General features: G+C 59.3%; 22 protein-coding genes. 11 read left to right on the top strand and 11 right to left on the bottom strand.

Annotated elements, in window-relative coordinates; genetic code table 11:
- Positions 1-32: 32 nt before the first annotated feature.
- The 3 genes from Q7U39_15440 to hisS form a co-directional block, all read right to left on the bottom strand.
- Positions 33-374, bottom strand: a complete 342-nt coding sequence (locus Q7U39_15440; GenBank protein ID MDO9119355.1) for a hypothetical protein — start codon at positions 372-374, stop codon at positions 33-35.
- A gap of 21 nt (positions 375-395) precedes the next feature.
- Complete coding sequence (locus tag Q7U39_15435; GenBank protein ID MDO9119354.1) at positions 396-716, bottom strand: DsrE family protein; 321 nt, start codon at positions 714-716, stop codon at positions 396-398.
- Positions 717-823: 107 nt separating this feature from the next.
- Positions 824-2,086: a histidine--tRNA ligase gene (hisS, locus tag Q7U39_15430; protein MDO9119353.1), complete on the bottom strand. Its 1,263-nt coding sequence runs from the start codon at positions 2,084-2,086 to the stop codon at positions 824-826.
- A 144-nt stretch (positions 2,087-2,230) separates the two neighbouring features.
- On the opposite strand from hisS, the gene Q7U39_15425 reads away from it, so the two are divergent.
- The 3 genes from Q7U39_15425 (at position 2,231) to Q7U39_15415 (ending at position 5,782) form a co-directional block, all read left to right on the top strand.
- Positions 2,231-3,718, top strand: a complete 1,488-nt coding sequence (locus Q7U39_15425; protein ID MDO9119352.1) for an FAD-dependent thymidylate synthase — start codon at positions 2,231-2,233, stop codon at positions 3,716-3,718.
- A 13-nt stretch (positions 3,719-3,731) separates the two neighbouring features.
- Positions 3,732-4,769: a tetratricopeptide repeat protein gene (locus Q7U39_15420; protein MDO9119351.1), complete on the top strand. Its 1,038-nt coding sequence runs from the start codon at positions 3,732-3,734 to the stop codon at positions 4,767-4,769.
- 116 nt (positions 4,770-4,885) lie between these two features.
- Complete coding sequence (locus Q7U39_15415) at positions 4,886-5,782, top strand: restriction endonuclease (GenBank protein ID MDO9119350.1); 897 nt, start codon at positions 4,886-4,888, stop codon at positions 5,780-5,782.
- A 76-nt stretch (positions 5,783-5,858) separates the two neighbouring features.
- Here Q7U39_15415 and Q7U39_15410 read toward each other — a convergent pair whose 3' ends face one another.
- Positions 5,859-6,266, bottom strand: coding sequence for a hypothetical protein (locus Q7U39_15410; protein MDO9119349.1), 408 nt, complete (start codon positions 6,264-6,266; stop codon positions 5,859-5,861).
- 106 nt (positions 6,267-6,372) lie between these two features.
- On the opposite strand from Q7U39_15410, the gene Q7U39_15405 reads away from it, so the two are divergent.
- Positions 6,373-6,615: a hypothetical protein gene (locus tag Q7U39_15405; protein ID MDO9119348.1), complete on the top strand. Its 243-nt coding sequence runs from the start codon at positions 6,373-6,375 to the stop codon at positions 6,613-6,615.
- A gap of 210 nt (positions 6,616-6,825) precedes the next feature.
- On the opposite strand, the gene Q7U39_15400 is transcribed toward Q7U39_15405, so the two are convergent.
- The 6 genes from Q7U39_15400 to Q7U39_15375 form a co-directional block, all read right to left on the bottom strand.
- The gene (locus tag Q7U39_15400) at positions 6,826-7,095 is read right to left on the bottom strand and encodes a hypothetical protein (GenBank protein MDO9119347.1); all 270 of its coding nucleotides are present in this window, start codon (positions 7,093-7,095) and stop codon (positions 6,826-6,828) included.
- Positions 7,096-7,177: 82 nt separating this feature from the next.
- Positions 7,178-7,519 (bottom strand): P-II family nitrogen regulator, encoded by a 342-nt coding sequence (locus Q7U39_15395; protein MDO9119346.1) that lies wholly within the window; start codon positions 7,517-7,519, stop codon positions 7,178-7,180.
- Between the two features lie 42 nt (positions 7,520-7,561).
- Entirely contained in the window at positions 7,562-10,783 is a 3,222-nt protein-coding gene (locus Q7U39_15390; protein ID MDO9119345.1) for a DUF2309 domain-containing protein, read from the bottom strand.
- Positions 10,771-12,081, bottom strand: a complete 1,311-nt coding sequence (locus tag Q7U39_15385) for a proton-conducting transporter membrane subunit (protein MDO9119344.1) — start codon at positions 12,079-12,081, stop codon at positions 10,771-10,773. Before Q7U39_15385 ends, Q7U39_15390 begins: the two co-directional genes overlap by 13 nt.
- The gene (locus tag Q7U39_15380) at positions 12,078-13,790 is read right to left on the bottom strand and encodes a proton-conducting transporter membrane subunit (GenBank protein ID MDO9119343.1); all 1,713 of its coding nucleotides are present in this window, start codon (positions 13,788-13,790) and stop codon (positions 12,078-12,080) included. Before Q7U39_15380 ends, Q7U39_15385 begins: the two co-directional genes overlap by 4 nt.
- 218 nt (positions 13,791-14,008) lie before the next feature.
- Positions 14,009-15,697 carry a proton-conducting transporter membrane subunit gene (locus tag Q7U39_15375; GenBank protein ID MDO9119342.1) on the bottom strand — a complete coding sequence of 563 codons (1,689 nt, stop codon included), beginning with the start codon at positions 15,695-15,697 and terminating at the stop codon, positions 14,009-14,011.
- Between the two features lie 373 nt (positions 15,698-16,070).
- Between Q7U39_15375 and Q7U39_15370 the strand changes: the two genes are divergently transcribed.
- The 6 genes from Q7U39_15370 to Q7U39_15345 all read left to right on the top strand — a co-directional run bounded on the left by Q7U39_15370 (position 16,071) and on the right by Q7U39_15345 (position 21,396).
- Positions 16,071-16,442 carry a DUF2294 domain-containing protein gene (locus Q7U39_15370; protein ID MDO9119341.1) on the top strand — a complete coding sequence of 124 codons (372 nt, stop codon included), beginning with the start codon at positions 16,071-16,073 and terminating at the stop codon, positions 16,440-16,442.
- Positions 16,442-17,917: a YdiU family protein gene (locus Q7U39_15365; GenBank protein MDO9119340.1), complete on the top strand. Its 1,476-nt coding sequence runs from the start codon at positions 16,442-16,444 to the stop codon at positions 17,915-17,917. Before Q7U39_15370 ends, Q7U39_15365 begins: the two co-directional genes overlap by 1 nt.
- A gap of 120 nt (positions 17,918-18,037) precedes the next feature.
- Positions 18,038-19,552, top strand: coding sequence for a PQQ-dependent sugar dehydrogenase (locus Q7U39_15360; GenBank protein MDO9119339.1), 1,515 nt, complete (start codon positions 18,038-18,040; stop codon positions 19,550-19,552).
- Between the two features lie 83 nt (positions 19,553-19,635).
- On the top strand, positions 19,636-20,355 hold the full coding sequence (locus tag Q7U39_15355) for a hypothetical protein (GenBank protein ID MDO9119338.1): 720 nt from the start codon (positions 19,636-19,638) through the stop codon (positions 20,353-20,355).
- Positions 20,352-21,107 (top strand): alpha/beta fold hydrolase, encoded by a 756-nt coding sequence (locus tag Q7U39_15350; GenBank protein MDO9119337.1) that lies wholly within the window; start codon positions 20,352-20,354, stop codon positions 21,105-21,107. The genes Q7U39_15355 and Q7U39_15350 overlap by 4 nt, the downstream gene beginning before the upstream one ends.
- A gap of 121 nt (positions 21,108-21,228) precedes the next feature.
- Entirely contained in the window at positions 21,229-21,396 is a 168-nt protein-coding gene (locus Q7U39_15345) for a hypothetical protein (GenBank protein MDO9119336.1), read from the top strand.
- Positions 21,397-21,425: 29 nt separating this feature from the next.
- On the opposite strand, the gene Q7U39_15340 is transcribed toward Q7U39_15345, so the two are convergent.
- On the bottom strand, positions 21,426-22,151 hold the full coding sequence (locus Q7U39_15340) for a lipid-binding SYLF domain-containing protein (GenBank protein MDO9119335.1): 726 nt from the start codon (positions 22,149-22,151) through the stop codon (positions 21,426-21,428).
- Between the two features lie 212 nt (positions 22,152-22,363).
- On the opposite strand from Q7U39_15340, the gene ettA reads away from it, so the two are divergent.
- Positions 22,364-24,049: an energy-dependent translational throttle protein EttA gene (ettA, locus tag Q7U39_15335; GenBank protein MDO9119334.1), complete on the top strand. Its 1,686-nt coding sequence runs from the start codon at positions 22,364-22,366 to the stop codon at positions 24,047-24,049.
- Positions 24,050-24,160 lie beyond the last annotated feature (111 nt).

The raw sequence follows: 24,160 nt of genomic DNA, 5'->3' as shown, positions 1-24,160 counted from the left end.
AGGCTGCCACAGCGTTCCCCTTACAGTGAAGATCAAAACACCAGAGTTCGATCGACGTCCGTCAAAAAGTGTCGAATAGAGTCAGCCGTCTGATATTGGACAGCAAACTGACTTTGTATCAACGATCGATCGGCATCCGATTGCACGATAAATGGCATCTCAAGATGTTCAATTGACGGGAGGTACTTTTCTAGAATCTCCATATCAATCACATCGTCGAGATCGTCTGAAAGCAGTCGAACTGCCTCATTGAGAAGTACCACAGTCGTGTCATGGGTCCCGGCGACAAGTCCGAGCGCAATACGCAGGGCTTCCACTGGCCGGTGGGTTTGACGGGGATCTTCTCTGATCACCACAGCAATTTTCTTCGCCATCGTCGGGTAGAGACCTTCAAATCAGGTAAAGGCTAAAAATTGATCACAGGCATCGATAATCCCGGAGAGGACAACCAGTCCGCATAACGAGATCTTGGAATGGATCCCATCGGTCGAGACATGATGCTGTTGGCATCCATAGGCGCAGGCAAAGAGCTTCACACCATCCGTCGCCAGTTCCTGATACCGGGCGTCGGAAATATTCTTTACCCCTTCGTCGATGAGGTACAAATACACCTCGGTCTTGCGCTCAAGAGCCGCGCGTGACAGACGATAGACCGTCTCCACGCTTCTATGTGTCGGAGGGACTGAAAGAAGCAGTCCGAGCTTCTTTGAATTCATAGGTAATTCACAGATATTTATATTAAATAATCAACGACTTATAATAATTATCCAGAGGGTGAGCCTACGAATTTTTGAAGGGAAAGTCAACCGCAAAAACTGGTGAATTAGGAGGTCAGAACTCGTGCGGAAAGAGCGGCGACAATCGTTGGAAGAGGAAGATCTTGTTGATCTTTCGTTTCCATATTTCTGAGAATGGCTGAACCTTTATCGAGTTCGTCATCACCGAGAATAAGGGTATAGCGACAAGTAAAACGATCCGCCTGGCGGAGGTGAGCTTTCAAGGTCGCTGAACGGAAATCCGTCACCGCTCGAATACCGGCCAGACGGAGGTCTTGGAGAATCTTCAATCCTTCAAGGGCGGCACGGTCGCCGAAAGCCGCTACATAGACCGTCTTATCTCCGACAGAGGGCGGAGTAACGGTTTCCGGCAGCATCATAGAGATACGCTCAATTCCCACCGCGAAGCCGACAGCCGGCGTCTTAGGGCCATCCAAGGTCTCAACCAGACCATCATAGCGCCCACCGGCGCCGACCGCGTTCTGAGCTCCTAAACTGGTGGTCGTGACTTCAAACGTCGTCAGGCAGTAATAATCCAATCCCCTGACCAGTCGATGATTCAACTGATAGGGAATGCCGATCGCCTGAAGCCCCTCCAGCACCTTCGTAAAATAGGTCGTGGCCGGTTCCGCCATCGAACCGGCCAGCGTCGGCGCAGCATCTGTGGCGGTTCGACAGGCCGGCACCTTGCAATCCAGCACGCGCAAGGGATTCGTCTCAATGCGCCGGACGCAATTGGCACAGAGCTGGCTTTCCTGTTGGCGGAGATAAGCCACCAGAACCGGTCGATAGGCCTCCCGGTCGCTCGTGTACCCGAGATTATTGATTTCCAGGGTCAGCGCGGGGAGTTGCAGATCGGAAAGCAACTGCCAGAGCAAGGCGATCGTTTCAACATCCGCCCGCGGATCGGCCATGCCGAAGGATTCCACGCCGAACTGATGAAATTGCCGCAAACGCCCGGCTTGCGGCCGCTCGTGGCGGAACATCGGCCCGAGGTAACAATATTTCTGGGGGAGCGGATCGGCCGCGCGATTATGTTCGATGTAGGCCCGGACCGTTCCGGCCGTTCCCTCGGGGCGCAAGGTCAGCGACGTGCCGTCCCGGTCCTGAAACGTATACATTTCTTTTTCGACGATGTCCGTCGACGCCCCGATACTGCGGGCAAAGAGCGTTGTCACTTCGAAAATCGGCACACGGATTTCGTGAAAGCCGAACGTCGAGGCCCAGAACCGCGCCTTCTCTTCGATGAGGCGCCAGCGCGGGGTCTCTTCCGGAAGCAGATCTTTGACGCCCTTGATGCCTTTGATCATCGTCGATCCTCACCATACGCAAAACGTCGGGACTATAGCGGCGCATTCTGAGCCAAGTCAACGGAGCGGCCTTGCGCCTCAGACAGTCGGGGGGTATAGTTCGGCCCTCGTGATTGTCAGCAGCCTCGTGAGGTCTTCGGGTCGATGAGTCAGGATCAATCCAGCCGGCGCGTGATCGCCGTGGCGCCCATGCCACCGGAGAAATCCGCCTATGCCCTGGCGCGGTACAGCCGCTCGCCCGACTCCATCGAGAGCAGCATCAAGTGGGTCCACGGCCACTCGTCGGAAAAATTCTGGGACCAGTTTTATTTCGATTACGGCCATGCGTCGATCGCCGACCTCGGCCACGTCATCATCTGTTTTGAAAACATTTCCGAACTCGCCGCCATCCGCCTCGAAGACGAACCGTTGTGGGACGGGCAGGCGAAATCGAGCCGCTATCAAAATTTTGCCTCGGGCAGCTGGTATATCCCGGACTCCCTGCGCGGGACGGAGACCGAAGGCACCTACGAAGGGATCTTGCGGAGCCTGTCCGAGGTCTATCGTCTCCTGCATCCACAGCTGACCCAGTTTCTCACCGAGCGCGAACCGCGCCCCGAATCGATGAAGCCGGCCGATTACCAACGCACGATTGCTGCGCGGGCGTTCGACGTCACGCGCTATCTCCTGCCGTTGGCGGCGAAGACCAACGTCGGGCAGGTCGTGAGCATCAGGACGTTGGAAAAGCAGATCACGCGCCTGCTCTCTTCGCAATTGCCGGAGCTGCGCCTCATTGCCGACGACCTCAAGGATGCCTGCCAGCGCGCCCCCATGAACGTGTGGGGCGAGTTGAGCGGCCAGGCGGCGGGCATGACCGAGCCGATGGCTCCGACTCTCGCGCGCCATGCCAAGCCGAACGACTATCAATCCTCGGTGTATCAGGAGCTGGGCCGGTACGCGAAAGGGGCCCTCAAGGGAACGGGCCTGGATCAACCGTCAACCTGGGGCGAACAGGAATCGGTCGAGCTGATCGAAGGCCACGACCCGATCGATGAAATCGTCACGACATTACTCTATCGCGCGACGCACGCGCCGTATCGCAAGATCCTCGCCGTCGTTCGCGACTGGACCGACAAGCAGAAGCAGGATGCCATCGACGTCGGCATGAGTGCACGGGGTCCCTACGACGAACTGATCAAGGAATTCCGCAGCGGCTACGCCTTCACCTTCGACATCCTGATGGACATCGGCGGCTGGCGCGACATGCACCGGCACCGGCGCTGCCAGCAGATCCAGCAGAACTTCACGACGATCCACGGCTACGACGTGCCGCCGCCGTTGGTGCAGGCGGGCCTGGATTCAGAATACCGGCAGGCCATGGATGCCGTCCGCATCGACATCGAACAGCTCAAGAAGACCAGCGCTGAAGGGTCGCTCTATGCCATCCCCTTCGGGTTCAAAGTCCGCTGCCTCTTCAAGATGGACTATGCCGAGGCCGAATACATCGCCAAGCTTCGCTCAGGCGTGAAGGGCCACTGGTCCTATCGCACCGTCGCCTGGCTGATGAAACAGAAGCTGGCCGCGCGGTATCCGATGCTCGGAGACCGTATCCAGGCCACATCCCCCGATATCGAAGACACCTTGACCAGATAGATTCCGATACGCCATGCCCGATCATCAAACACCATGTGAAACAGCGCTCCTCGCCGGGCAATGGGACGTCGCCGAGCAAGAGGCCCTGGCCTGGGCCCGCCATCTTCCGACGGGGGTGGAAAAAGATCCCCGCCCGCATTTTGCGATGAACGCCGTGCATCTCGTGCGCGGACAGTTTGCCGAGGCCTGGCAGGCGCATGCGCGCTGTCTGCACGAAGCCGATGACATTGCCGAGGTCAAGCGGTGGGTGGAAGCCTTCGTCGGGCGGCAGCAGGAGAATGCCCACGCCCATCTGATCATGGGCCTGTTCCTCGCTCAATCCGGCGAGTCGGAACAATCCATGAAGTCCTACAAAGAAGCGGCGAAGCTCACCCCTGAGTCCGCCTACCCGCATTACTTTCTCGCGCAGATCCATGAGCGGGCGAATCATCTCGAAATGGCGATCAAAGAATATCGCGAAGCCGTGCGGCTCGCTCCGGAATACGCCCCGGCCCGCACCAATCTCGGCGTGGCCTATCAGGAGCAGGGCCGGCTCGAAATGGCCATCCCGCAATATCGCGAAGTCATCAAGCTCAATCCAGAAGATCATATCGCCCACGCCAATCTCGCCTGCGCTCTGGCGGAACAAGGCAAGATGGAACCGGCCGTGCAGTCGTATAAGACGGCGTTGAAACTGAATCCGAAAGATGCCGAAGTGCACTTCGCGTTGGGCGGGTTGTATGAAACGCGCGGGCGGTTGGATTTGGCCGAACGGTCTTATCGTGACGCGCAGGAAGCCAATCCCGAGTTCGGTTCGGCGCATTCGGCGCTCGGCTGGCTCGCGCTCAGAAAGCGGCAGTTCCAGGACGCGCAGGAATTATTCAGCCGCGCTCTGAAGTGCAACGACGAAGACCCCCGGGCCTACCACGGCATCGCCGAACTCTACGCCATCCGCGGCAAGCGCCAGAGCGCGATGGAAAACTACACCAAAGCCGTGAAGCACTACCGCGACCCAGAAATGCGCAATGCCATCATGAATCAGCTGTTCCAGGAAGGGCAGGTTCCGGATTAGCAGGACGCTGAAAAAGACCGCCAGCTGCGTTCTCGCATCGAAAGCATTCTCTACGTAGCTTCCTCCTCAACCCCAGGGTCGCAGCATAGAGTCTCCTCAGCGAAAGGATACGTCTTATGCCTGTACCAGATTTCCAGAGCTTTTTCAGACCAATGCTGGATCTTGCTGCGGATGGGAAGGAGCACTCGATTCAGGAGGCTCGCGAGTATATTGCTAAAATTATGGCTCTTTCAGAGGAAGACCTGAACGAGTTACTTCCAAGCGGAACTCAAAGGAAGTTCGATAATCGTGTCGCCTGGGCAAAGAGCTATTTTGTGCAGGCCAAGGTTCTCGATTCATCTCGCCGAGGGTATTTCAAAGTGACTCAGCGTGGACTGGATCTTCATAAGGTAGGGCATAAAAGAATAGACATAAGGATTCTCAACCAGTACCCGGAGTTTGTTGAATTTCATAAACCCAGGGCGGCAAAGGAAGAAGAGGTAGAGCCAACTAGTGAGACACCAGAAGAAACGCTCCAAAAGTCCTACGAAAGTATTCGGAGTGACCTAGCCAGTCAGATCGTCCAGAGAATTGCGAGTAACTCACCACAGTTCTTTGAGAGGCTTGTCGTCGATCTGATGGTTGCAATGGGCTATGGGGGATCTCGTGCCGATGCCGGGAGGTCTATCGGTGGTAGCGGAGATGAAGGCATTGACGGAATCATTAAGGAAGACCGACTTGGGCTTGACTTGGTGTACCTTCAAGCCAAGCGTTGGGAAGGTTCGGTTGGAAGGCCAGAAGTACAGAGGTTTGTCGGAGCACTTCACGGCAAGCGGGCAAAGAAGGGTGTATTTATAACGACTAGCAAGTTTTCAGATGACGCCAAGCGATATGTTGAAACTATAGATCCCAAAGTCATTTTGATCGATGGACGGATGCTTGCGGAATTGATGATTGATCAAGGATTGGGAACAACTACGACTGCGACTTTCGAAATAAAACGGATCGACTCAGATTATTTTACGGAAGAATAAATTAAATGCGGGGTCTTGTGCCTACGCCAAAAATTGCTTTTAAGATCTTCGACATCCCTGCCAGTCGGGCCCGTTTTCAGGCCAGGCCGAGCGAGCGCATGAACCCTTCGACCGTGGTGGTGTAGTCGCTGGGGAGGCCCAGCTCTTTATTCAGCTCGCCGTGCTTCATATCCACCGGTAGCACCACGACTCGCCCGCCTAATTTGACGACCTTCGACGCAAATGGTTGGGCTTGTGGGCAGGCGTCGCTGCGCTGTGTGGGGCAGACCAGCAACATCGGCGCTGGTGCGGTCGTCAGCCGGTGGTAGGGCGACGCCTCACTCCAGAACTTGCTGTCCTTGCCGAATGCACGATCATAAATCCTGTGATGTTTTCCCTGCATGATCTCGACGAGGTCGAAGACGGCGCTGTCGAGCATGATAGTACCAAGCCAGGCTGCGCCGCCGCACGATGCGCCTTTGTCGTCGATGATCCGGCGCTGCATCAAGGGACTCAGGTGCCAGAGGTTGCGTCGTACCCTTAAGGGAGATAGAGTAGCACCCATCAGTTATTAAGGGCTCTCAATGGTCGCAGCAGGAGGAGGAGACATCATGAAGGCAGTATATGTTGCAATGTTGATGGGCATGTTGTCGGGCTGTGCGACGACCCCTTCCGGGCATTGGGAACAGGCGGGGCGAACTGAGGCGGAAACCCAGGCCGACTTTGCCCATTGCGAACAAGTGGCTTATTTGGACTCCCAACGCAACAAGAGTGACGAGCCCTTCAAGGGACCGATCATCGAAAAGAATTGCATGCAACGCATGGGCTACACATACATCAATAACCCGAAGTAAATCTGGGTGGTCTGTTCTTCTTTCTGAATTCCAGCGGCTGCTCAAAATTTCCGCCAGCAAGACCGCAAAGAACTATCGGTTAGTTTGCGGTTGCTCAAACAGGTGGTCAACGAGGCCGCAGGCGAGAAAATACCGGAGGCGTACCCTCAGGGGTACGTTGAGGATTTTTCGAGATGAGAACGAAGTTGGGCGCCTGTTTCAGCAACCGACTTAGAGTTCGCGGATGGCGCCCTGCAGGACTGTGATCTGGGTGACCGGATCGCCGGAGGATTTCAGTTCAGTGCGGATCTGATCTTTGAGGTATGAGGAATAGCCGACGCGGTCGACGAGGAGATCGAGGAAGCGCTCGGCGGGCAGCAGGCTCTGGGTCCGGAGTTCTTCGACCGTATCGTCGCTGACCGGAATGTAGGTGCTTCCGATGTGGAAGACCACGTTGTAGTAACGATTTTTGCCGATGCGTTCGAAGCGTAAGCCCTTCATTGCCGTTTCCCTTCCCTCATGCGAGGGGCCCATTCTAGACAAGTCGAGGCGTGGAAGACAAGGGTAGGCGCTGCCTTTCCAGCTAGGCGCTTTTGGCCTTCTTCCCGAAGTATTCCTGGCGGCTCACCGACACGTCCGTGACGAACATCACGCCGGAGTGCTTTTCAAACAGCGGCCGGAGGCCGGAGAGGATCGGCTCGACCTTGTCTTCGGGGACGACGGTCATGATCATCTCAAGACTTTCCTGCTCACTGAACATGAAATGGGCTTCACGGATGCCGTGATGCCCCTTGCCGGACAAATTGCCGATGATGGTATAGCCGGACGCTTTGACGCGATCCAGCAACTCGGTCACGAAGGCCTCGTGTTCTCCCGCGACGATCACGCGGATTTCCTTCATCGGATGCAATGTCAACGCGCCCATCTGTGCACTCCTTTCCTGGCTCTGTCCATGTGAATTCGTCCGTTACTGATCGCCGTCGAGTCGAACCCATTCGCCCGTGGGGCGATACCGATACCATAGTTGGTCATCGGGGTCGAGGGCGACAAGATGCACCCACTCGTTATGATAATAGTGCCGCAGAATTTCGTGCCGCTCGATCAGCTTGTCGATGCGTTCGCGGGGCGCCTCTACGATGCTCAGGAGCCGCATCGGTTCGTGGTAGGGCACATCGCCGTTCATCACGGTTTGTCTGGCCAATCCAAGACGGAGGTCGCTCCAGGGGCCCGACATGATCCCGATCCGCCCCACGACGTTATGGTAGATCTTGCTGCCGCTGCCGTACACGTCGTTGTCCACCGCGGAAAAATAATGCTCCATGTTGATCCATTGCGCCACGACTTGCGGGCCGGTCATCAACACTTCTAGGAGACGGCCGTTCGAATCCTGACGCGCATCGTAGGATTGCAGGAACACCCGCCCTTCGAGATTGAGCCCCTTGGTCAATTCCCGTCGTCCGATCACAAACGCGGTGTTGCTGGAGAGGCCCCATTCGGGCCGGACCTGACTCCAGTCCACGCTCCGTTTCCGTACGTGCGATTCAGCAGCCTGCTCGTCCAGCGGTTGCTGATTCTCGGGGAAACGCGCACAGCGTTCCTGACTCGTGAGGATGGAGGCTTCCTTGAGATCTTCCTGCAACCGGGCCAGGTCGGCGCGATGCGTGGGAGGCACATCTTCCAGATCGAACAGTCGGACCTCATCCGTTGTCGTATCCATCTGGCCGGCCAGAAAGTGCGTGTCGGACGGAATCACCAGTTTAATTTTGACCAGCCGCTCGCGCACGCGCGGGTTGTTCGCCATCATCGCCAGGACCCGGGCATTGGGCTTTCCTTCGTTGCCGCCGCAGGCGCCGCAATCCAGCGCCGACTCATAGGGATTGTTCTCGGACGTGCTGCCGTGCGCGCAGATCATAACCAGCCGGGCCAGGTTGGTCGTCAGGCCCATCATCCGGAGCGCCGTGTCGACGGTGAGCGCCTGTTCGTCGAGGGTAAACCCGGTCCGGGTGATCCGTTCTTTTTGACGGGAGGCTGCGCGCGCGGTGAGGTCGTATTGGCGGCGCAGGATGTCGACGAGGGGACGCAGCAGCTCGGGTGTCAGGTCGGCGGGCTTCGCCGCGTCCACGAGGGCCGAGTCCAGGTCGGCCTGGCCGTTCAGCGCTTGTTGGCGCAGGGCTTCGACAAGAGCCGGGGTGATGCGCGAGCTGCGCAATCCTGCATGCTCATGCAGCACTTTTCTGACGACGGCGTGGTGCTCGGCCGCCAGCATTTCCGCGGTCTCGGCCGGGGCCATCTTGTCCACGGTCAGCGTCGTGGCGATGGCCGGCACAAACAGGCGCCGCAACCAGGAGGTCCAGCGCTGATAGAGCGACGGCAGGAGGGTCTTGCCGAAGATCGGGAGGCCGTAGAACCAGCCGAGCGATTCCACCATGACGTAGGGGGTCACGACGTTTTCTTTCAAGTCGTGCAGCAGCGTATGGCCCGCATGGACCCACTTGGTGCGGGCTTCGTGCTTCGAGACCTTGTGGTCGAGGTAACTCCGGGGAATCTCCCGCACCTCGTTCTTCGCGCGCATGATGACGGGGAACTGTTCGGTGTCGTGTTCCTTTCCCCAGGCGCGATAGCGAATGAAGGCCGCGAAGAATCCGGCGAAGCCGTAGGTCTCGTGGGGGCCGGTGGATTCCAGGTGCCGGCGGAACGGCTCGGAGCGCACGTCGATACAATAGACCGATTGCGAATAGGGGCGACTCGTGCCCGGCTGATCCGCCGGCAGGGTGCGCTGCTGCGCCGGAGTCCGCAACTGGGCGAGCAGGCGCTGCTGGTAGGCGGTTTCCAACGCTGTGAGCCACACCGGTCCATGATTCGCTTCGGGAAACGACTCCATCCAGTCGAAGAGCTGCTTCAGCGCGGCGTGCGGCGTCTCGGCCAGAACGGAAGGATCCAGTTCCAGCGCGCGCGCCAACGCCACGAGCCGCTTGGCGGCGCCGCGGCGCGCGGCAATTTCCTGCCGCGGGACCACCTCGACCGCGTACCGCTCCATCACACGACCCCAGCCGTTGCCCTTGTGATGCCGGAGCCGGTCCACTTCCTCCGCATACAAGGCCGGCAGCCGGCCGGCGACCCGCTGGCGGCGCAAGTAGTATTCGTCGGGGTGCTCGCGCATATAGGCGACGACGGCGTCGTAACGGCCGTCGATGCCGAGTTCGTCGCGGCAGGTTTTCTGGACCAGCTCGCTGGCGTACCAGAGGCGGATGGCGAGAAATTTTACGAGGCCGACCGGGTAGGCTTTCTGCCAGGGATAATCCCGCTCTTCTGCGCGCCACTTGATGAAGCCGGCCCAGCCCGGCAGCGCGGTCAATTGCAGCGATAAATAATCCTGGCGCAGCGCTGACGGAATGCCGAGCCGGTCGAGACTCTGGAGCAACGCGTCTTCGGGATAGTCGGGCAGTTGCGCGATCTTTCTGCGGCTGTCCGCGATGCCGCAGGGCGACCACTCCTGCGCCGCCAGGTCTTTCCAGGCGTGATACAGCCCTTTCTCCCGTCCCGGCATCGGCCAGGTGGCATGGCCTTCGTCCAGGAAGGCCTCGCACCATTTTATGAGTTCGTGGTTGATCTGCTGGACGATCTGCGTCCCGAAGGTGTCGTCGCACCAATGCGACAGCGTGAGCCACCGGCCCAGCGCCGCCTGGTCCCCCTCCACGATGAGATGAATCCGTTTGCGGAGATCGGGGAATGCCCACTCGGAAGACAGGCTGGCTGCGACGACGTCGATCACGGCTTGCGCCGGATCGTGGAGCTGATCATCCAGCGGTTCCGCCGCAGGCGCACAGAGTCCCTCCGTCAGGCAGGCGCGCAGCACCTCGCCCTGCGTAATCGGGCGCGAGGCGATCGTGACCTCCCGGTTCAAGACGAGCGGCTGCAAGGCGGCGTCGAGATGGGCGAGCTGGATCCGGCCCGATTTCAGATACTCGCGATAGAGCGTGCCGGGGAGATAACTATGTCCTCCCATGAATTGCTTGCCGCGCCGGGCGGTCTCTTCAAACGGGAGATACTCGAGGCTATGGAGGGGATTGTGGTGGACGAAGGTCCGCATCGGCCAGTACTGCGCAATCACTTCGCCAGCGAGCTGGACCACGCCGCGCAGCTCCATCCGTTTGGATTCGATGTCGATCGACGGGTTTATCGGTTCCATACGAGCGATCCTGAGTGGGCGCCGGCCGGAGGCGTTGTCCGGTCCGGTCCGAAGAGGCTGATCGGCATCACGCCCAGGGCGAGCAGGGTCAAGACGAGAATGATCAGGGACACCAGTTCGGTCTGGAGTAAATCGGCATGCCGTAAATCGCTCCGCCGTGCTCCGAACAGCAGCCCCTGCACGAGAGCGAGGATGTACCAGGATGCCGCGAGCCAGGCACAGATGAGGACGATGATGCCGGCGGAAAACGCCGCCGTCGACGAGAGCAGCAAGCCCATGAAGCCCGCGAAGACGCCGAACGGCGGCAAGCCCATGGCCGCGAGAGCCAGAAGCGACAGCAGCACGGCGTATTGCGGCATGGTCGAGGCCAGTCCGCTGATGGCCTGCGGATCCACGTCGTCGCCGTAGCGCGTGCGGATGATCTGCCAGGCAACCAGGAGCCCGCACATGACGAGACCGACGGCGCCGACGAAGAGCGCGGCGCGCGGCGTGGCCGAGCGCGAGGTCACCAGACACCACCAGAGCATCGAAAAGAACGAGAGACTGCTGTAGGCCAGCAGGAGTCGTACGCGCGACTGAGCCAGCGCCTTGATCGCGCCATAGAGGGTGCCGGCGAGGGCCAGGAAGCTCATCATCCAGACGACAGCCTCCGGTAGGGTCGCCGCAAGCGGGGCCAGGCTATGTAGGCCGAGTGCCGGGAAGAGCAGGACCATGAACGACGGCAAATTGCCGGGCAGGCGGGTCAGCGCGGTGAGATGTCCATCGTGAAAGGGCACGACGGGCAGGAGAATCGTACAAGCCAGCAGCGCCGCCATCGACGACAGCGGCGGGGCGGCGACCAGCGTCAGCAACAGGCAGAGGGCGCCGAGGGTGTAGGCCCCGAGGCCCCACCAGGAGATGGGCCAGAGGGGCGTGTGATGGCGATAGAGCAACACAATGACGAAGCCATGGATGGCCATCAGGAACAGTTTGTCGACGACGGGCTGACTGGTCAGCGCGCCGATTCCCAGGCTCAGAAATAGCAGAGTCAGGACCCAGGAGGTCCGATGGTCCGGGTGATGCGGTTGGCCCAGGAGCGACATCCCGGCGGCGAGCGGCAGCAAAAAAAGCAGGAGCAGGCCTTCGGGCGGGGTGGTCAGAAATCCGGCGAATCCCGCGAGGGAAGCCAGGCTGACGGCGCAGACGCCGACCGACCAGGCCATGAGCCGGTGGGGGTGTGCCCAGAGCGCCGGGGTCAATGCCGCGCCCAGCAGGGGGACGCCCGTCACGATCCAAGGGATGAGGGTCGCGTCGATCATCGAGACCACCCGCGTTCGCGTTTGTCGAAGCGATGGACGACGCGCATGACCGTCCGTCCAAGCAGGTGATAGAGTTCGTCGGCGTACAAGCGGTTCATGAACAGGACATACAATCCGTTTCGTCCGCCCTGACTCCAGCGCGAAATCCACTTCGGCATCCGGATCGTCCGGCCGTGAGCCTGCATGTAGAGATAGCACCAGCTGAGGACGGTCATGATCGTCGCCATGAGCACCAGGCTCTCGAAGAGCCACTTGGGCAGATGGGCGGCTTGAAAGTAGGACGCGACTTCGGCCGGATCGGGATAGAGGAAGGCGGTGAACGATTCGACGGCAAACAAATAGACGAAGACGACGAACAGCAGCGTGACGAGCATGGCCGAGGACACTTTCCAGGAGGCGATCGCGCGTAACCGTGTCAGCGTCAAAATGGCCTGTGACGAGGTCAGCCAAATGAAGAAGAGAAAGATGACCGTGCCCTGCGATTCGAGCAGCGGGATGCGCAGGACTCCGTGGGTGACCAGCAAAATGACCAGGGGAATCACGAGCGTCGTGACGAATCCGGTCGACCAGGTGAGCGGAGAGAAGTTTTCTTCCTCCTCTTGCTGATCAACATGGGGGACGTGCGGCTCCTGCCGGGCTTTATGAATGACGTTCCCGCAATTCAAGAAGACCGTCGCCTTGAAGAGCCCGTGGGCGATCAGATGGAACACCGCCAGCGAGAAGGCGCCCAATCCGCACTCCATGATCATGTAGCCCATCTGGCCGATGGTCGAGAAGCCGAGCGTCTTCTTGATGTCGTTCTGCGCCAGCATCATGGTGGCGCCCAGCACCGCGGTCAGCGTCCCCACGACGAAGGCCACATGGAGCGTCGTCGAGCTGAGCCCGAAGAGCGGCGCCAGCCGGTTGATCAGGAAGCCGCCCGCATTGATGATCCCCGCGTGGAGCAGGGCATGCACGGGCGTCGGCGCATAGAGCGATCGGGGCAGCCAGAAGTGAAGCGGAAACTGCGCGGATTTTCCCATGGCTCCGACGAAGATGAGCAGGGTGACGGCCGTCGCGGCGCTGATGTCCATCCCGGGCCAGAGCGAGAGCGCGACCGGCCTTTCAATGGCCCGCGCGAAGAGTTCTTGAAATTCCAGCGTGCCGTAGACGCGATACGCCAGGACGATTCCCGCCAGAAAGGCGGCATCGGCGACGCGCAACAGCGTAAACGTGTTGAAGGCGCCTTTGAGCGTGGCCGCATGCTCATGATTGTGTGCGAGGAGATAGAGCAGATAGCTCAAGATCTGCCAAAAGAGAAAGAGCATCATCAGATTGGCGCTGGAAACCATGCAGATCAGCACAAAATCCGTGAAGCAGATCAGGGCCAGATACCGGCGCATGTGGCGATCCTGATACATGTAGCCGGTCGAGTAGACAAAGATCAGGGTGCTCACGCCCGCGATCAACGTCATCATAATGGCGCTCAGCCGATCGATGTAGAAACCGATCGGGAAAATGAGTGAGGCCATCGACCCCGGATCGTAGAATCGAATGGAAATGGGCCCCTGCACGGCGACGACATAGAGGGTTCCGATGGCGCCGCAACAGGCCGCTCCGATCGGATAGGCGGCGATCTTCGCCCGCAGATCGCGCGTCTCGTCGGGACCGATCAACACGATCAGCGCAGCCGCGAGCAACAACAATGGGATCAGAAGCACGAACGACACGGGCACTCCCTCACACCGGAACGTGTTGATTTCTGGTCAGCCTCCGCGCCGACCTGCTATCGGGCGGTCACAGATCGTTTCAGCGGCTCTCGCGCGGGCTCATCATTAGTACGTTGTCTAGACGATCGTCAAGCACTGCGTCGGCCCGAATCCTTTTCGGCGGACCGGTCGTCGTTCGAAGGCGTTCTTCCCGCGGCGCTTCCGGGGTATCGAAGGCGCTATCGTTCCGAGCGATGGTCGAGACGGCGAGCGGTCTGTGCGATGGTCAGGCCGAGGCGATCGTAGAGCGCGTCCACGTACAGCCGATTCATGAAGAGGACATACAGCCGGATTCGCACGTTTTCGATCCAGGGCGGCATCCAGACCGATCGGCCATGGGCCTGCAGGTAGAGATAGCACCAGCTGAGGACGGTCATGACCGTCGCCAGCAGGATCATGAGGTCAAAGAGCCAGCCGGGCAGCGCGGCGGCTTTGAAATACGATGCGACCTCGTTCGGATCCGGATACAGGAAGGCCGTGAAGGACTCGACGGCGAAGAGATATATGAACACCACAAAGAGCAGCGTGACGAGCATGGCGGCCGACACTTCCCAGGAGGGCACCGCGCGCAGGCGGGTGAGCGTCAGAATGGCTTGCGAGGAGGTGATCCAAATAAAGAAGAGGAAGATGACCGTGCCTTGGGATTCCAGCAAGGGAATGCGCAGGACGCCGTGGGTGATAAGCAGAATCAACAGGGGAATCATCAGCGTGGTCAGGAATCCGGTCGACCAGGTAAGGGGAGAAAACGTCTGTTCCTCCTCCTGCCGGTCGGCATGCGGGAAATGCGCTTCCTGCCTCGCTTTGTGGATCACGTTGCCGCTATTGAGGAACATCGTGGCCTTGAACAGGCCGTGGGCGATCAGGTGAAAGACGGCGAGTGAAAATGCGCCCAGCCCGCACTCCATGATCATGTAGCCCATCTGACCGACCGTCGAGTAGCCGAGGGTCTTCTTGATGTCGTTCTGCGTCAGCATCATCGTGGCACCCACCACCGCGGTCAGCGTGCCCACGACGAAGGCCACATGCAACGTTGGCGAACTGAGTCCGAAGAGGGGCGCCAGCCGGTTGATCAGGAAGCCACCGGCGTTGATGATGCCGGCATGGAGCAGAGCCGTCGCGGGCGTGGGGGCATAGAGATAGTGAGGCAGCCAGATATGCAGGGGGAATTGCGCGGATTTGCTCATTCCGCCGATGAACAGGAGCAGCGTCACCGCCGTGGCGCCGCTTATGTCGAGCCCCGGCAGGGGAGAGAGCATCACGGCCGATTCGGCGGCTCTGGCGAACAGCGCCGGGAACTCCAGGGTTCCATAGAGGGCATGGGCCAGGACGATTCCCGCAAGAAACGCCACGTCTCCGATCCGTAACAACGTGAAGGTCTTGAAGGCGCCCTCCAACGTCCCCGGATGGGTATGGTTATGGGCCAGGAGATACAGCAGGTAACTCAAGAGTTGCCAGAACAGAAACAGCATCATGAGATTGGCGCTGGAGACCAGGCAGAGCAGGACGAAGAGCGCCAGACCGATGAGGGTCAGGTACCGCGGTTCGTGCGGGTCCTGGTACATGTAGTCGATGGAATAGGCGTAGATGACCGTGCCGACGCCCGAGATCAGCACCATCATGACGGCGCTGAGCCGGTCGATATAGAAACCGATCGGAAAGGTGAGTGAAGCCACAGAGGCGGGGTCGTAGAAGCGGACGCTGATCGGCCCCTGAGTCGCCACGAGGTAGAGAGTGGCGACCGCGCCACAAAATGCCGCACCGATCGGGAAGATGGCGAGCTGGATCCGTGCACGACGCGACGCGTCATCACCCACGGCGACGATCAGCGCCGTGAGGAGCGGAAGCAGCGGGATCAATAAGGCATACACATGGACCTCACGGGCTCAGAGAACACAAAAGCCAACCGCGCACCTCGACGAACGGTCGACGTTGCACGGTTGGCTTGTACTGCGTCCGGCCCGAAACGTGCCGGTCACCCTACCGCCTCTGCTTTTTCGACGCGATGGTCCGGCCTATCCCAGGTCAACGCGGTCGACAGGAAACACCATCGGACGCATTCCTGCCCCTTTATCCGGTATCTGTCCCTGGGTAGTCAAGGCATCGGGTACATTGTCCACCCCACCCTAGGCCTTCGGGCCTACGCATCATGCCGTTCGGCCCAACGGGGCGGCTTTATCCTTGTGGCCGCCTCAGCGGCCCCTCTATAATCGGTCTCTACCATCTGGCTGGAAGGGCTGCGTGATGAACAAGGGACTGACCAAAGGCGAGATCGAAGCGGCGATCCGTAATGCCATCATCAAGTTCGAACAGGACTTCATGGGGCGCGGTCCGGAGGATGTGCGGGCCTATATCGTGCGGGATCTCGTTGTCGTTCGCCTGAAGGGCGTCCTGACGCCGGCCGAGCGGCAGCTTGCCAAAAGCGCAGAAGGCGTCGACATGGTCAAACGAATCAGACAAACGCTCATCGCCCAGGGCCGCGATCGGCTCGTCGAGCAGGTCACCGACATCACCGGGGCGAAGGCGCTGGCACTTTTTACCGATATCGATGTCCAGATCGGTGAGAAAGTCCTCGTCTTTACGGTGGATCGTGACTTGGAAGGTCTTGGTCGGTAATGGCTCGCCGTGCGTTGGAAACCCTTTCGTTCGATAACTCCTATGCGCGTCTGCCTGAATCGTTCCATGCCAAACTGAACCCTACGCCGTTTTCGACGGCTTCCTATCTCATCAGCTTCAATCGTGCGGCAGCGGAACTGATCGACCTGGATCCGGCAGAGGCGTTGCGTCCGGAATTCGCCGGGGTCTTCGGCGGGAGCCTGCTGGTACCGGGGATGGAGCCGTTGGCGATGCTCTATTCCGGCCATCAATTCGGCACTTATGTTCCGCAGCTCGGCGACGGCCGCGCGATCCTCTTGGGCGAAGTCCGGAATGAGCGGGGCGAGAAATGGGATCTGCAACTCAAGGGCGCGGGGATGACGCCCTTTTCACGCGACGGCGACGGCCGCGCCGTGCTGCGTTCCACGATTCGCGAATATCTCTGCAGCGAGGCCATGCACGGGCTTGGTATTCCGACCACGCGGGCGCTCTGCGTCGTCGGCAGCGACCATCAGGTCTATCGGGAACAGGTGGAGACCGGCGCGATTGTGCTGCGCATGGCGCCCTCGCACGTCCGGTTCGGCTCGTTCGAAGTTTTTTACTATCGGAAGCAGCACGAGCAATTGAAAGTCCTGGCCGACTATGTGATCGCCCAGCACTATCCCCATCTGGTCGACGCTTCCGACAAGTACGCGCGGTTCTTTACTGAGGTGGTCGAGCGGACAGCAAGGTTGATCGCCCAATGGCAGGCCGTCGGCTGGGCTCATGGCGTGATGAATACCGACAACATGTCGATCCTCGGGATTACGCTCGACTACGGACCCTTCGGCTTTATCGACGACTACGATCCCGGCTTCATCTGCAACCACTCCGACCACAACGGCCGCTATGCGTTCAACCAACAGCCCTATATCGGTCTCTGGAATCTGAGCTGTCTCGCGCAAGCGTTGCTGCCCTTGGCCGGGAAGGACGCGCTGAAAGCCGCCTTAGACTCCTACACGCCGCTCTGCGAGCGCCGGTATATGGAGCTGATGCAGCAGAAGGTCGGATTGATCCAGGAGCAGGACGACGATGCGGCCTTGATTCAGGATCTGCTGGGCCTCATGCAGCAGAGTCATGTCGATTACACCAACTGTTTCCGTGCCCTGGGTGCATTTTCATCGGCCGCGGGCTCGCTCAACGAACCGCTCCGCGATGTCTTTCTGGACCGTGCGGCCTTCGATGCCTGGGCCGCGCGCTATGCCGGGCGGTTGCGGATAGAGCAGAGCCGGGACGAGGAGCGGCACACGCGGATGAACCGGGTCAATCCCAAATATATCCTGCGCAACTATCTCGCCCAGACCGCCATCGAGAAGGCGCAGCAGAAAGACTATTCGGAAGTCGATCGCCTGCTGGCGCTGTTGCAAGATCCCTACAGCGACCAGCCCGGAATGGACGCCTATGCCGCCGCGCCCCCCAACTGGGGCAAGCATTTATCGGTGAGTTGCTCGTCCTGAGGGGGGGCTGCCGGGGCACTCTTTATGCTCTAGCTAGAAGCTGTGTTCGAATGGGGGCTGCTCGACTCACTGGACCGGTGGGTTCATAGGGCGGCCTCCCGCCGCGCAAGGAACATGAGCGTGAAATTTCAGACGACGTCACAGATCAGCAGGAGCTTGCTCGTCTCAGTCTGGTTCCTGATGGTGCTCGCCGCCTGCGCGCAGGACGGGGGCGGCTCAACTTCACCGGCTCCTTCGGTTCCCCCGCCTCCCGTAACCGGGAATCCTGCAACCGTCACGCTTGCGAGTCCGGCGCAGAATGCCACGGTCCCGGTCGGTCCCGTTACCGTCTCATTCGCGACGCAGTTCTTCATGATCGGCACGCCCGGTCAGACCCATCTGCATTTCTACCTCGACAGTGATCTGGTGCCCTACCGGTTCTATGACGGTGCAGGGATCAATGACGGCAACGGCGTGCTCTACAACGGGGTCCATACGCACTTCGTCCATTGGAAATCAGCGACGTCTTTCGAGATCTTCGGCTTATCCTCGGCGAGCCATACGGTTCGGGTCATCCTTGCCGATCCAAGTAACAGTGAGCTGACGAATGCCGAAGCGACGAAAACACTCACCTTCTCAGTCAGTCAACCGCCGGTCGGTGATTTGACTCTTCTGCCCGTCCTGCCGGGGCTGAATTTTCCCGTTGGCCTCTCGCTGGCTCCTGACGGACGGGTCTTTTTCAACGAACGCCTGACGGGGAAGATTCGTATCATCAATCCGCAATGGCAGCTCGTGCCGACGGAGTTTTGCCAGATCGCGATCACCACGAGCGGGGAGCAGGGTCTGCTCGGTCTGACCCTCGATCCGGACTTTGCGACGAACCATTTTGTGTACGCTTATCATTCAGTCTCCGGCCCTTTGCGCAATCGAGTGGTCCGTTACACCGAGTCCGCCGGATCCTGCACGAATCAGCAGATCATTCTCGACAATCTGCCGGCCAGTACGAATCACAATGGCGGGATCATCCAGTTCGGGCCGGATGGCAAGCTCTACGTGGTCATCGGCGATGCGGAGAATACGGCGAATGCTCCGAATCTGACGTCGCTGGCAGGAAAAGTTCTGCGTGTAAACCCCGACGGGTCGGCTCCGTCCGACAACCCGTTCTTCTCAGACCCGAACGCCAATGCGAAGAAGGTCTTCAGCCTCGGTCATCGCAATAGCTACGGATTCACCTTTCATCCCCACACCGGCCATCTGTGGGAAACCGAGAACGGCCCCGGTGATAACGACGAAATCAATCGCGTCGTGGCGGGGGGAAACTTCGGCTGGCCGACGGTCGGAGGAATTGCCAACAATCCGAGCTTCCTCAATCCGATCCTGGCCTACACACCGACGATCGCCCCGACCGGGATCATCGCCATACCCGAAGACTCCACAGTCTATCCTGCGCCCTATAGGAATAATCTGTTGTTCACTGCCTGGAATGATGGACGGATCCGCCGTGTGGTCTTGAGCGGGGCCGATCTCACGCAGTTGGGCAGCACCAGTACGGCCTACAACGGCGGCCTGGGTGGGCTCCTCAGCATGATGCTGGGGGCCGACGGGTCTGTCTACGTCTCCAACGCCGGGGGCATCTTCAAAGTCGTTCCCCAATAACCCTTCGCGCGAGTCTTTCTCGCGAACATCGGCCACACGAGGGGTCTGCCCACGGAGGCAGGTCTTGGTGTACAGTGCCGCCCATGCGACGAGACAAGATCGGTGGATTGGATGTCTGTATCACCGGCGGGCCCGACGGGCAGGGCGGCGGCAGCGGGCCCGTCGTCATTTTATTGCACGGCTTCGGTGCGCCGGGGGACGACCTCGTTCCGTTGGCCGATGCCCTGAATGTGCCGGCCGGTACGAGGTTTGTGTTTCCCGAAGGCCCGCTCTCGTTGAGCTTCGGACCCGGCAATGCGCGAGCCTGGTGGCTGATCGATATGGCGCGCATTGCCCAGGATCGAGCGGCCGGACGGGTGCGCGATCTGTCGCAGGATATTCCCAAAGGCCTCGCGCCGGTGCGTGAGACGATGCTGAGTTTTTTGAAAGAGATCGAGCAAAAGTTCGACGCCGATCCGAAGAAGACCGTGCTCGGCGGATTCTCTCAAGGTGCCATGCTCTCGTGCGACCTCATCCTTCACACCGACCGGCCCTATGCCGGACTTGTCCAACTGTCCGGCAACATCCTGGCACAGCCGATCTGGGGGCCGCTCCTGCCGAAGCGCAAAGGCCTGCCGGTCTTTCAAAGCCACGGGGTGCAGGACGAGATTCTGCCCTACGTTGGGGCGGAACGATTGCGAGACCAGCTGGCCCATGCGGGCCTGTCTGTTGAATGGCACAATTTCCGTGGAGGCCATGAGATTCCGAGAATAGTGCTGCAACGGTTGGGGCTCTTCATCACCAAGGCGGTCACTTCTTCATGAGCGGCCTACACTCGTTCGAACTTGCAGGCCCTGACGGCAAGCTGATTCGCGGCGATCGCGCGATGGGGAAGGATCGGCAGATTCTCTTCATCACGGGATTTCTCTCCAAGCGCTGGGGGAACAAGAGCAAGGCTTTGGCGCAGTGGTGTCAGGAACAGGGTTGGGGATTTTGTTGTTACGATGTGCGAGGATTCGGCGATTCGGAGGGAACGTTTACGGACTACACCCTGTCCGATTGGGTTGCCGATGCACGGACGATTCTCACTACACTCAAAGGCGGTCCACCCGTTACGATCGTTGGCAATTCTCTGGGAAGCTGGATCGCCTGGCTGATTGCGCAAGAGTTCGAACTCGTCGACCGGCTCATTCTCATCGCCCCGGCGTTCAATATGATGGGTGTTCGCGCCACGCAGATTGCGCCGGAGCGACGGCAGGCCTGGCAGAACACCGGCTGGATGCCCTGGGATGATGATCCGTTGCACAAAGATTGGCCGCTGGCATGGAAGTGGGTCGAGGAAAGCGAAGCCTATTGGCGGACCACGTTCAACCGGCTCAGGCCGGTACAGACGACGATCCTGCACGGATTACAGGATACGGTGATCCTGCCAGACGGGAGCCGGGAGTTCGCCCGTCTCCTGTTGGCCAAAGCCCCGACCTATCCGATCGACTTGAACTTGATTCCCGGCGACCATCGGCTGAGCAGCCCCGAGCATGTGAACCTGTGCCGGCGTCTTGTATTGGGCGCCCCGTAAGAGAACCATCACGCGCGAGGGGCGAGACTTGCGGGAAACGCGCGACAAGTTGAGTCAGGTTTTGCTCGTCTCGCGAGACCTGCCCGTCTCGCACGTTCATGCCGCTAACTAGGAGGACGACATGCTGACCCTGATCCATAAAGAGTGCGGCGGACCGGCGCTGGATGAATCACCCGTCGGCGAAGTCTGCGCGATCCCCGTCAATCAGTTTCCCTTTCCCTGCTTTACCTGTCTGGAAGAAATCGTCGACGAATCGGAAGTCCGGCTATCGCAAGAACTGGGAATATGAAGCGATGAACCTGATTCGCGACCTATTACTTAACGAGGTCCTTCCGAGGCTTTGCGCAGTGCTCCGCGCAGCGGCTCGGAGTGGAGATTCTTGACCTCATGTCGGATGACGATGTCGGTCGGGCTGACAGGGCGGTCGTAATAGTTCTTACTCCATTCGTCTCGGGCTGTCAGGACTGCGCCTTCTAATGAAACCCCGGCGAAGAGTCCTTTTGCCCGTACGAAGGACAAGAGATCCGCGCTCAAATTGGGGGTCGTTGCGCCGGCTACGCCGGCCCCTACTGGCCCCACCGCGACCGAGCCGTCCGCCCCGAGCTTGAAGGTCCCGCTCAAGAGCGAATCGACGCCTCGCTGGGTCAGAACCAGCAGCACGACTTCGGACGCCTGCGCCCCGAACTGAAAGCCGAAACTGCCTGCTCCCATGGTAAAGAAGGCGGGTTCGCTCCAATCGCCGGTTTTCCCGTCTTTGGCCAGAAAGACCCCGCTGCCTCCGGCTCCTCCGAGAAAGAACGCGGCTTTCAGAAACTGCGGCACGATAAATACCCCTTTCGCATCTTTGACGTGATCGCGAAACCAGGTCATGTTGGAGTCTGCGACAAAATTTTCGAGGGTTATTCGAGATTGATCCACAAGGTTCCGCGGCTCGCGGTCATCCGCCGCCTTCGCGATTGGAGCGATGAGCGGCAACAGTACGAGCAGCAGCAAGGCCACAAGTCGATGACTGTTTGCCACAGAGGGAGAAACGCGACCATTCATGACGGGACCTCCTTCTTCAAAGGAATGCACCAGGATTATCGGGAGCCATTCTCTCTTGGCCCACCAGAGATCGGCGTTGCATAGTTGTTCTATACAAACAGATACAGGAGCCTTCCATCAAGGCGGACATCGGGGCCCGGTTGTGCATGGTGCCGCGCTTTTGTTATCGTGAACGCTTCATCGTGACAATTTAGAAGGAGAACGGACGTTCCATGGCCACGACCAACGACAAACAAGTCATTTTCTCTCTCGTCAATGTCGGCAAGGTGTTCCCGCCGAAGAAGCAGGTGTTGCGCGAGATTTATCTCGGTTTCTACTACGGCGCGAAGATCGGTGTGCTTGGTTTGAACGGGTCGGGCAAAAGCTCCCTGCTCAAGATCATTGCCGGCGTGGATCCCAATTACACCGGGGAGATCACCCGCTCGAAAGGCTACAGCATCGGCTTGCTCGAACAGGAGCCGCAGCTTGACCCAAACAAGACGGTCAAGGAAGTCGTCGAAGAGGGGAAGGCCGAGCTGGTGGCGTTGCTCAAGGAATATGAAGACGTCAGCAATAAGATGGGTGAGGCCTCTCCCGATCAACTGGAAAAGCTGATCGACAAGCAGGCGCAGATCCAGGAAAAGATCGAGGCAGCCAACGGTTGGGAATTGGAAAACGAACTTGACGTCGCCATGGACGCGCTCCGCTGTCCGCCGGCGGATGCGAAGGTCGGGGTGCTCTCAGGCGGTGAGAAGCGCCGCGTGGCGCTCTGTCGTCTCATGATTCAGGAGCCGGATATTCTGTTACTCGACGAGCCGACGAACCACCTCGATGCCGAATCCGTGCAATGGCTGGAGCAGCATCTGCAGCAATACAAGGGCACGGTCATCGCCGTGACGCACGATCGCTACTTCCTCGACAACGTGGCCGGCTGGATTCTGGAGCTTGATCGCGGACACGGGATTCCCTTCCAGGGCAATTACACCTCCTGGCTGGAGCAGAAGAAGGACCGGTTGGAGAAGGAAGAGAAGGCCGAATCGAAGCGGCAGAAAACCCTTGAACACGAGTTGGAATGGATTCGTATGTCGCCCAAGGCGCGGCAGTCGAAGGGGAAGGCGCGTTTGAACCGGTATGAGGAACTCGTCAATCAGAAGCAGGACCAGGTCGCGGACGATCTCGAAATCTACATTCCGCCGGGACCGCGCTTGGGCGATGTGGTCATCGAAGCCAATGGGATCGGCAAGGCGTTCGGCGACAAGGTGCTCTATGAAAATGTGAATTTCAGTTTGCCCAAGGGCGGCATTGTCGGCGTGATCGGCCCGAACGGCGCCGGCAAGACGACCATGTTCAAGATGATTCTCGGCAAAGAGAAACCGGATTCCGGGACGATCAAGATCGGCGACACGGTGAAGCTCGGCTACGTGGATCAAGATCGCAGCCTCGACGGCAACAAGACCGTGTACGAAATCATTTCCGACGGCCAGGACACGATTAAGCTCGGAAAAGTCGAAGTGAATGCCCGGGGCTATTGCGGACGATTCAACTTTGCCGGGACCGATCAGCAGAAGAAGGTGAAGGAACTCTCCGGCGGCGAGCGCAATCGCGTGCATCTGGCCCGCATGCTGAAAGAAGGGGCCAATCTCATTATCCTCGACGAGCCGACGAACGATCTCGATGTGAATACCTTGCGTGCGTTGGAAGAAGGGTTGGAGAGTTTCGCCGGCTGCGCGGTCGTTAGCAGTCACGATCGATGGTTTCTCGACCGTTTGGCGACACATATTCTGGCCTTCGAGGGCGACAGCAAAGTGGTGTGGTTCGAGGGGAACTACAGCGACTACGAAGCGGACCGCAAGCGGCGTCTGGGCAAAGAAGCCGACCAACCGCACCGGATCCGGTATCGCAAGCTGACCAGGAATTAATCTCGGCTCCCATCCGAACGGCCGGTGAGTCCGTATTGCTAGAAGGATGGTTCGCTCTACGCACAATCATATGGTCTTGAGGTCGACGGGGCGATGAATACCCCGTCGGCC

The organism is Nitrospira sp. (genome assembly GCA_030653545.1).
Taxonomy (GTDB): domain Bacteria; phylum Nitrospirota; class Nitrospiria; order Nitrospirales; family Nitrospiraceae; genus Nitrospira_D.
The sequence above is the reverse complement of the archived record's forward strand: the minus strand, read 5'-3'. Positions and strand labels throughout refer to the sequence as shown.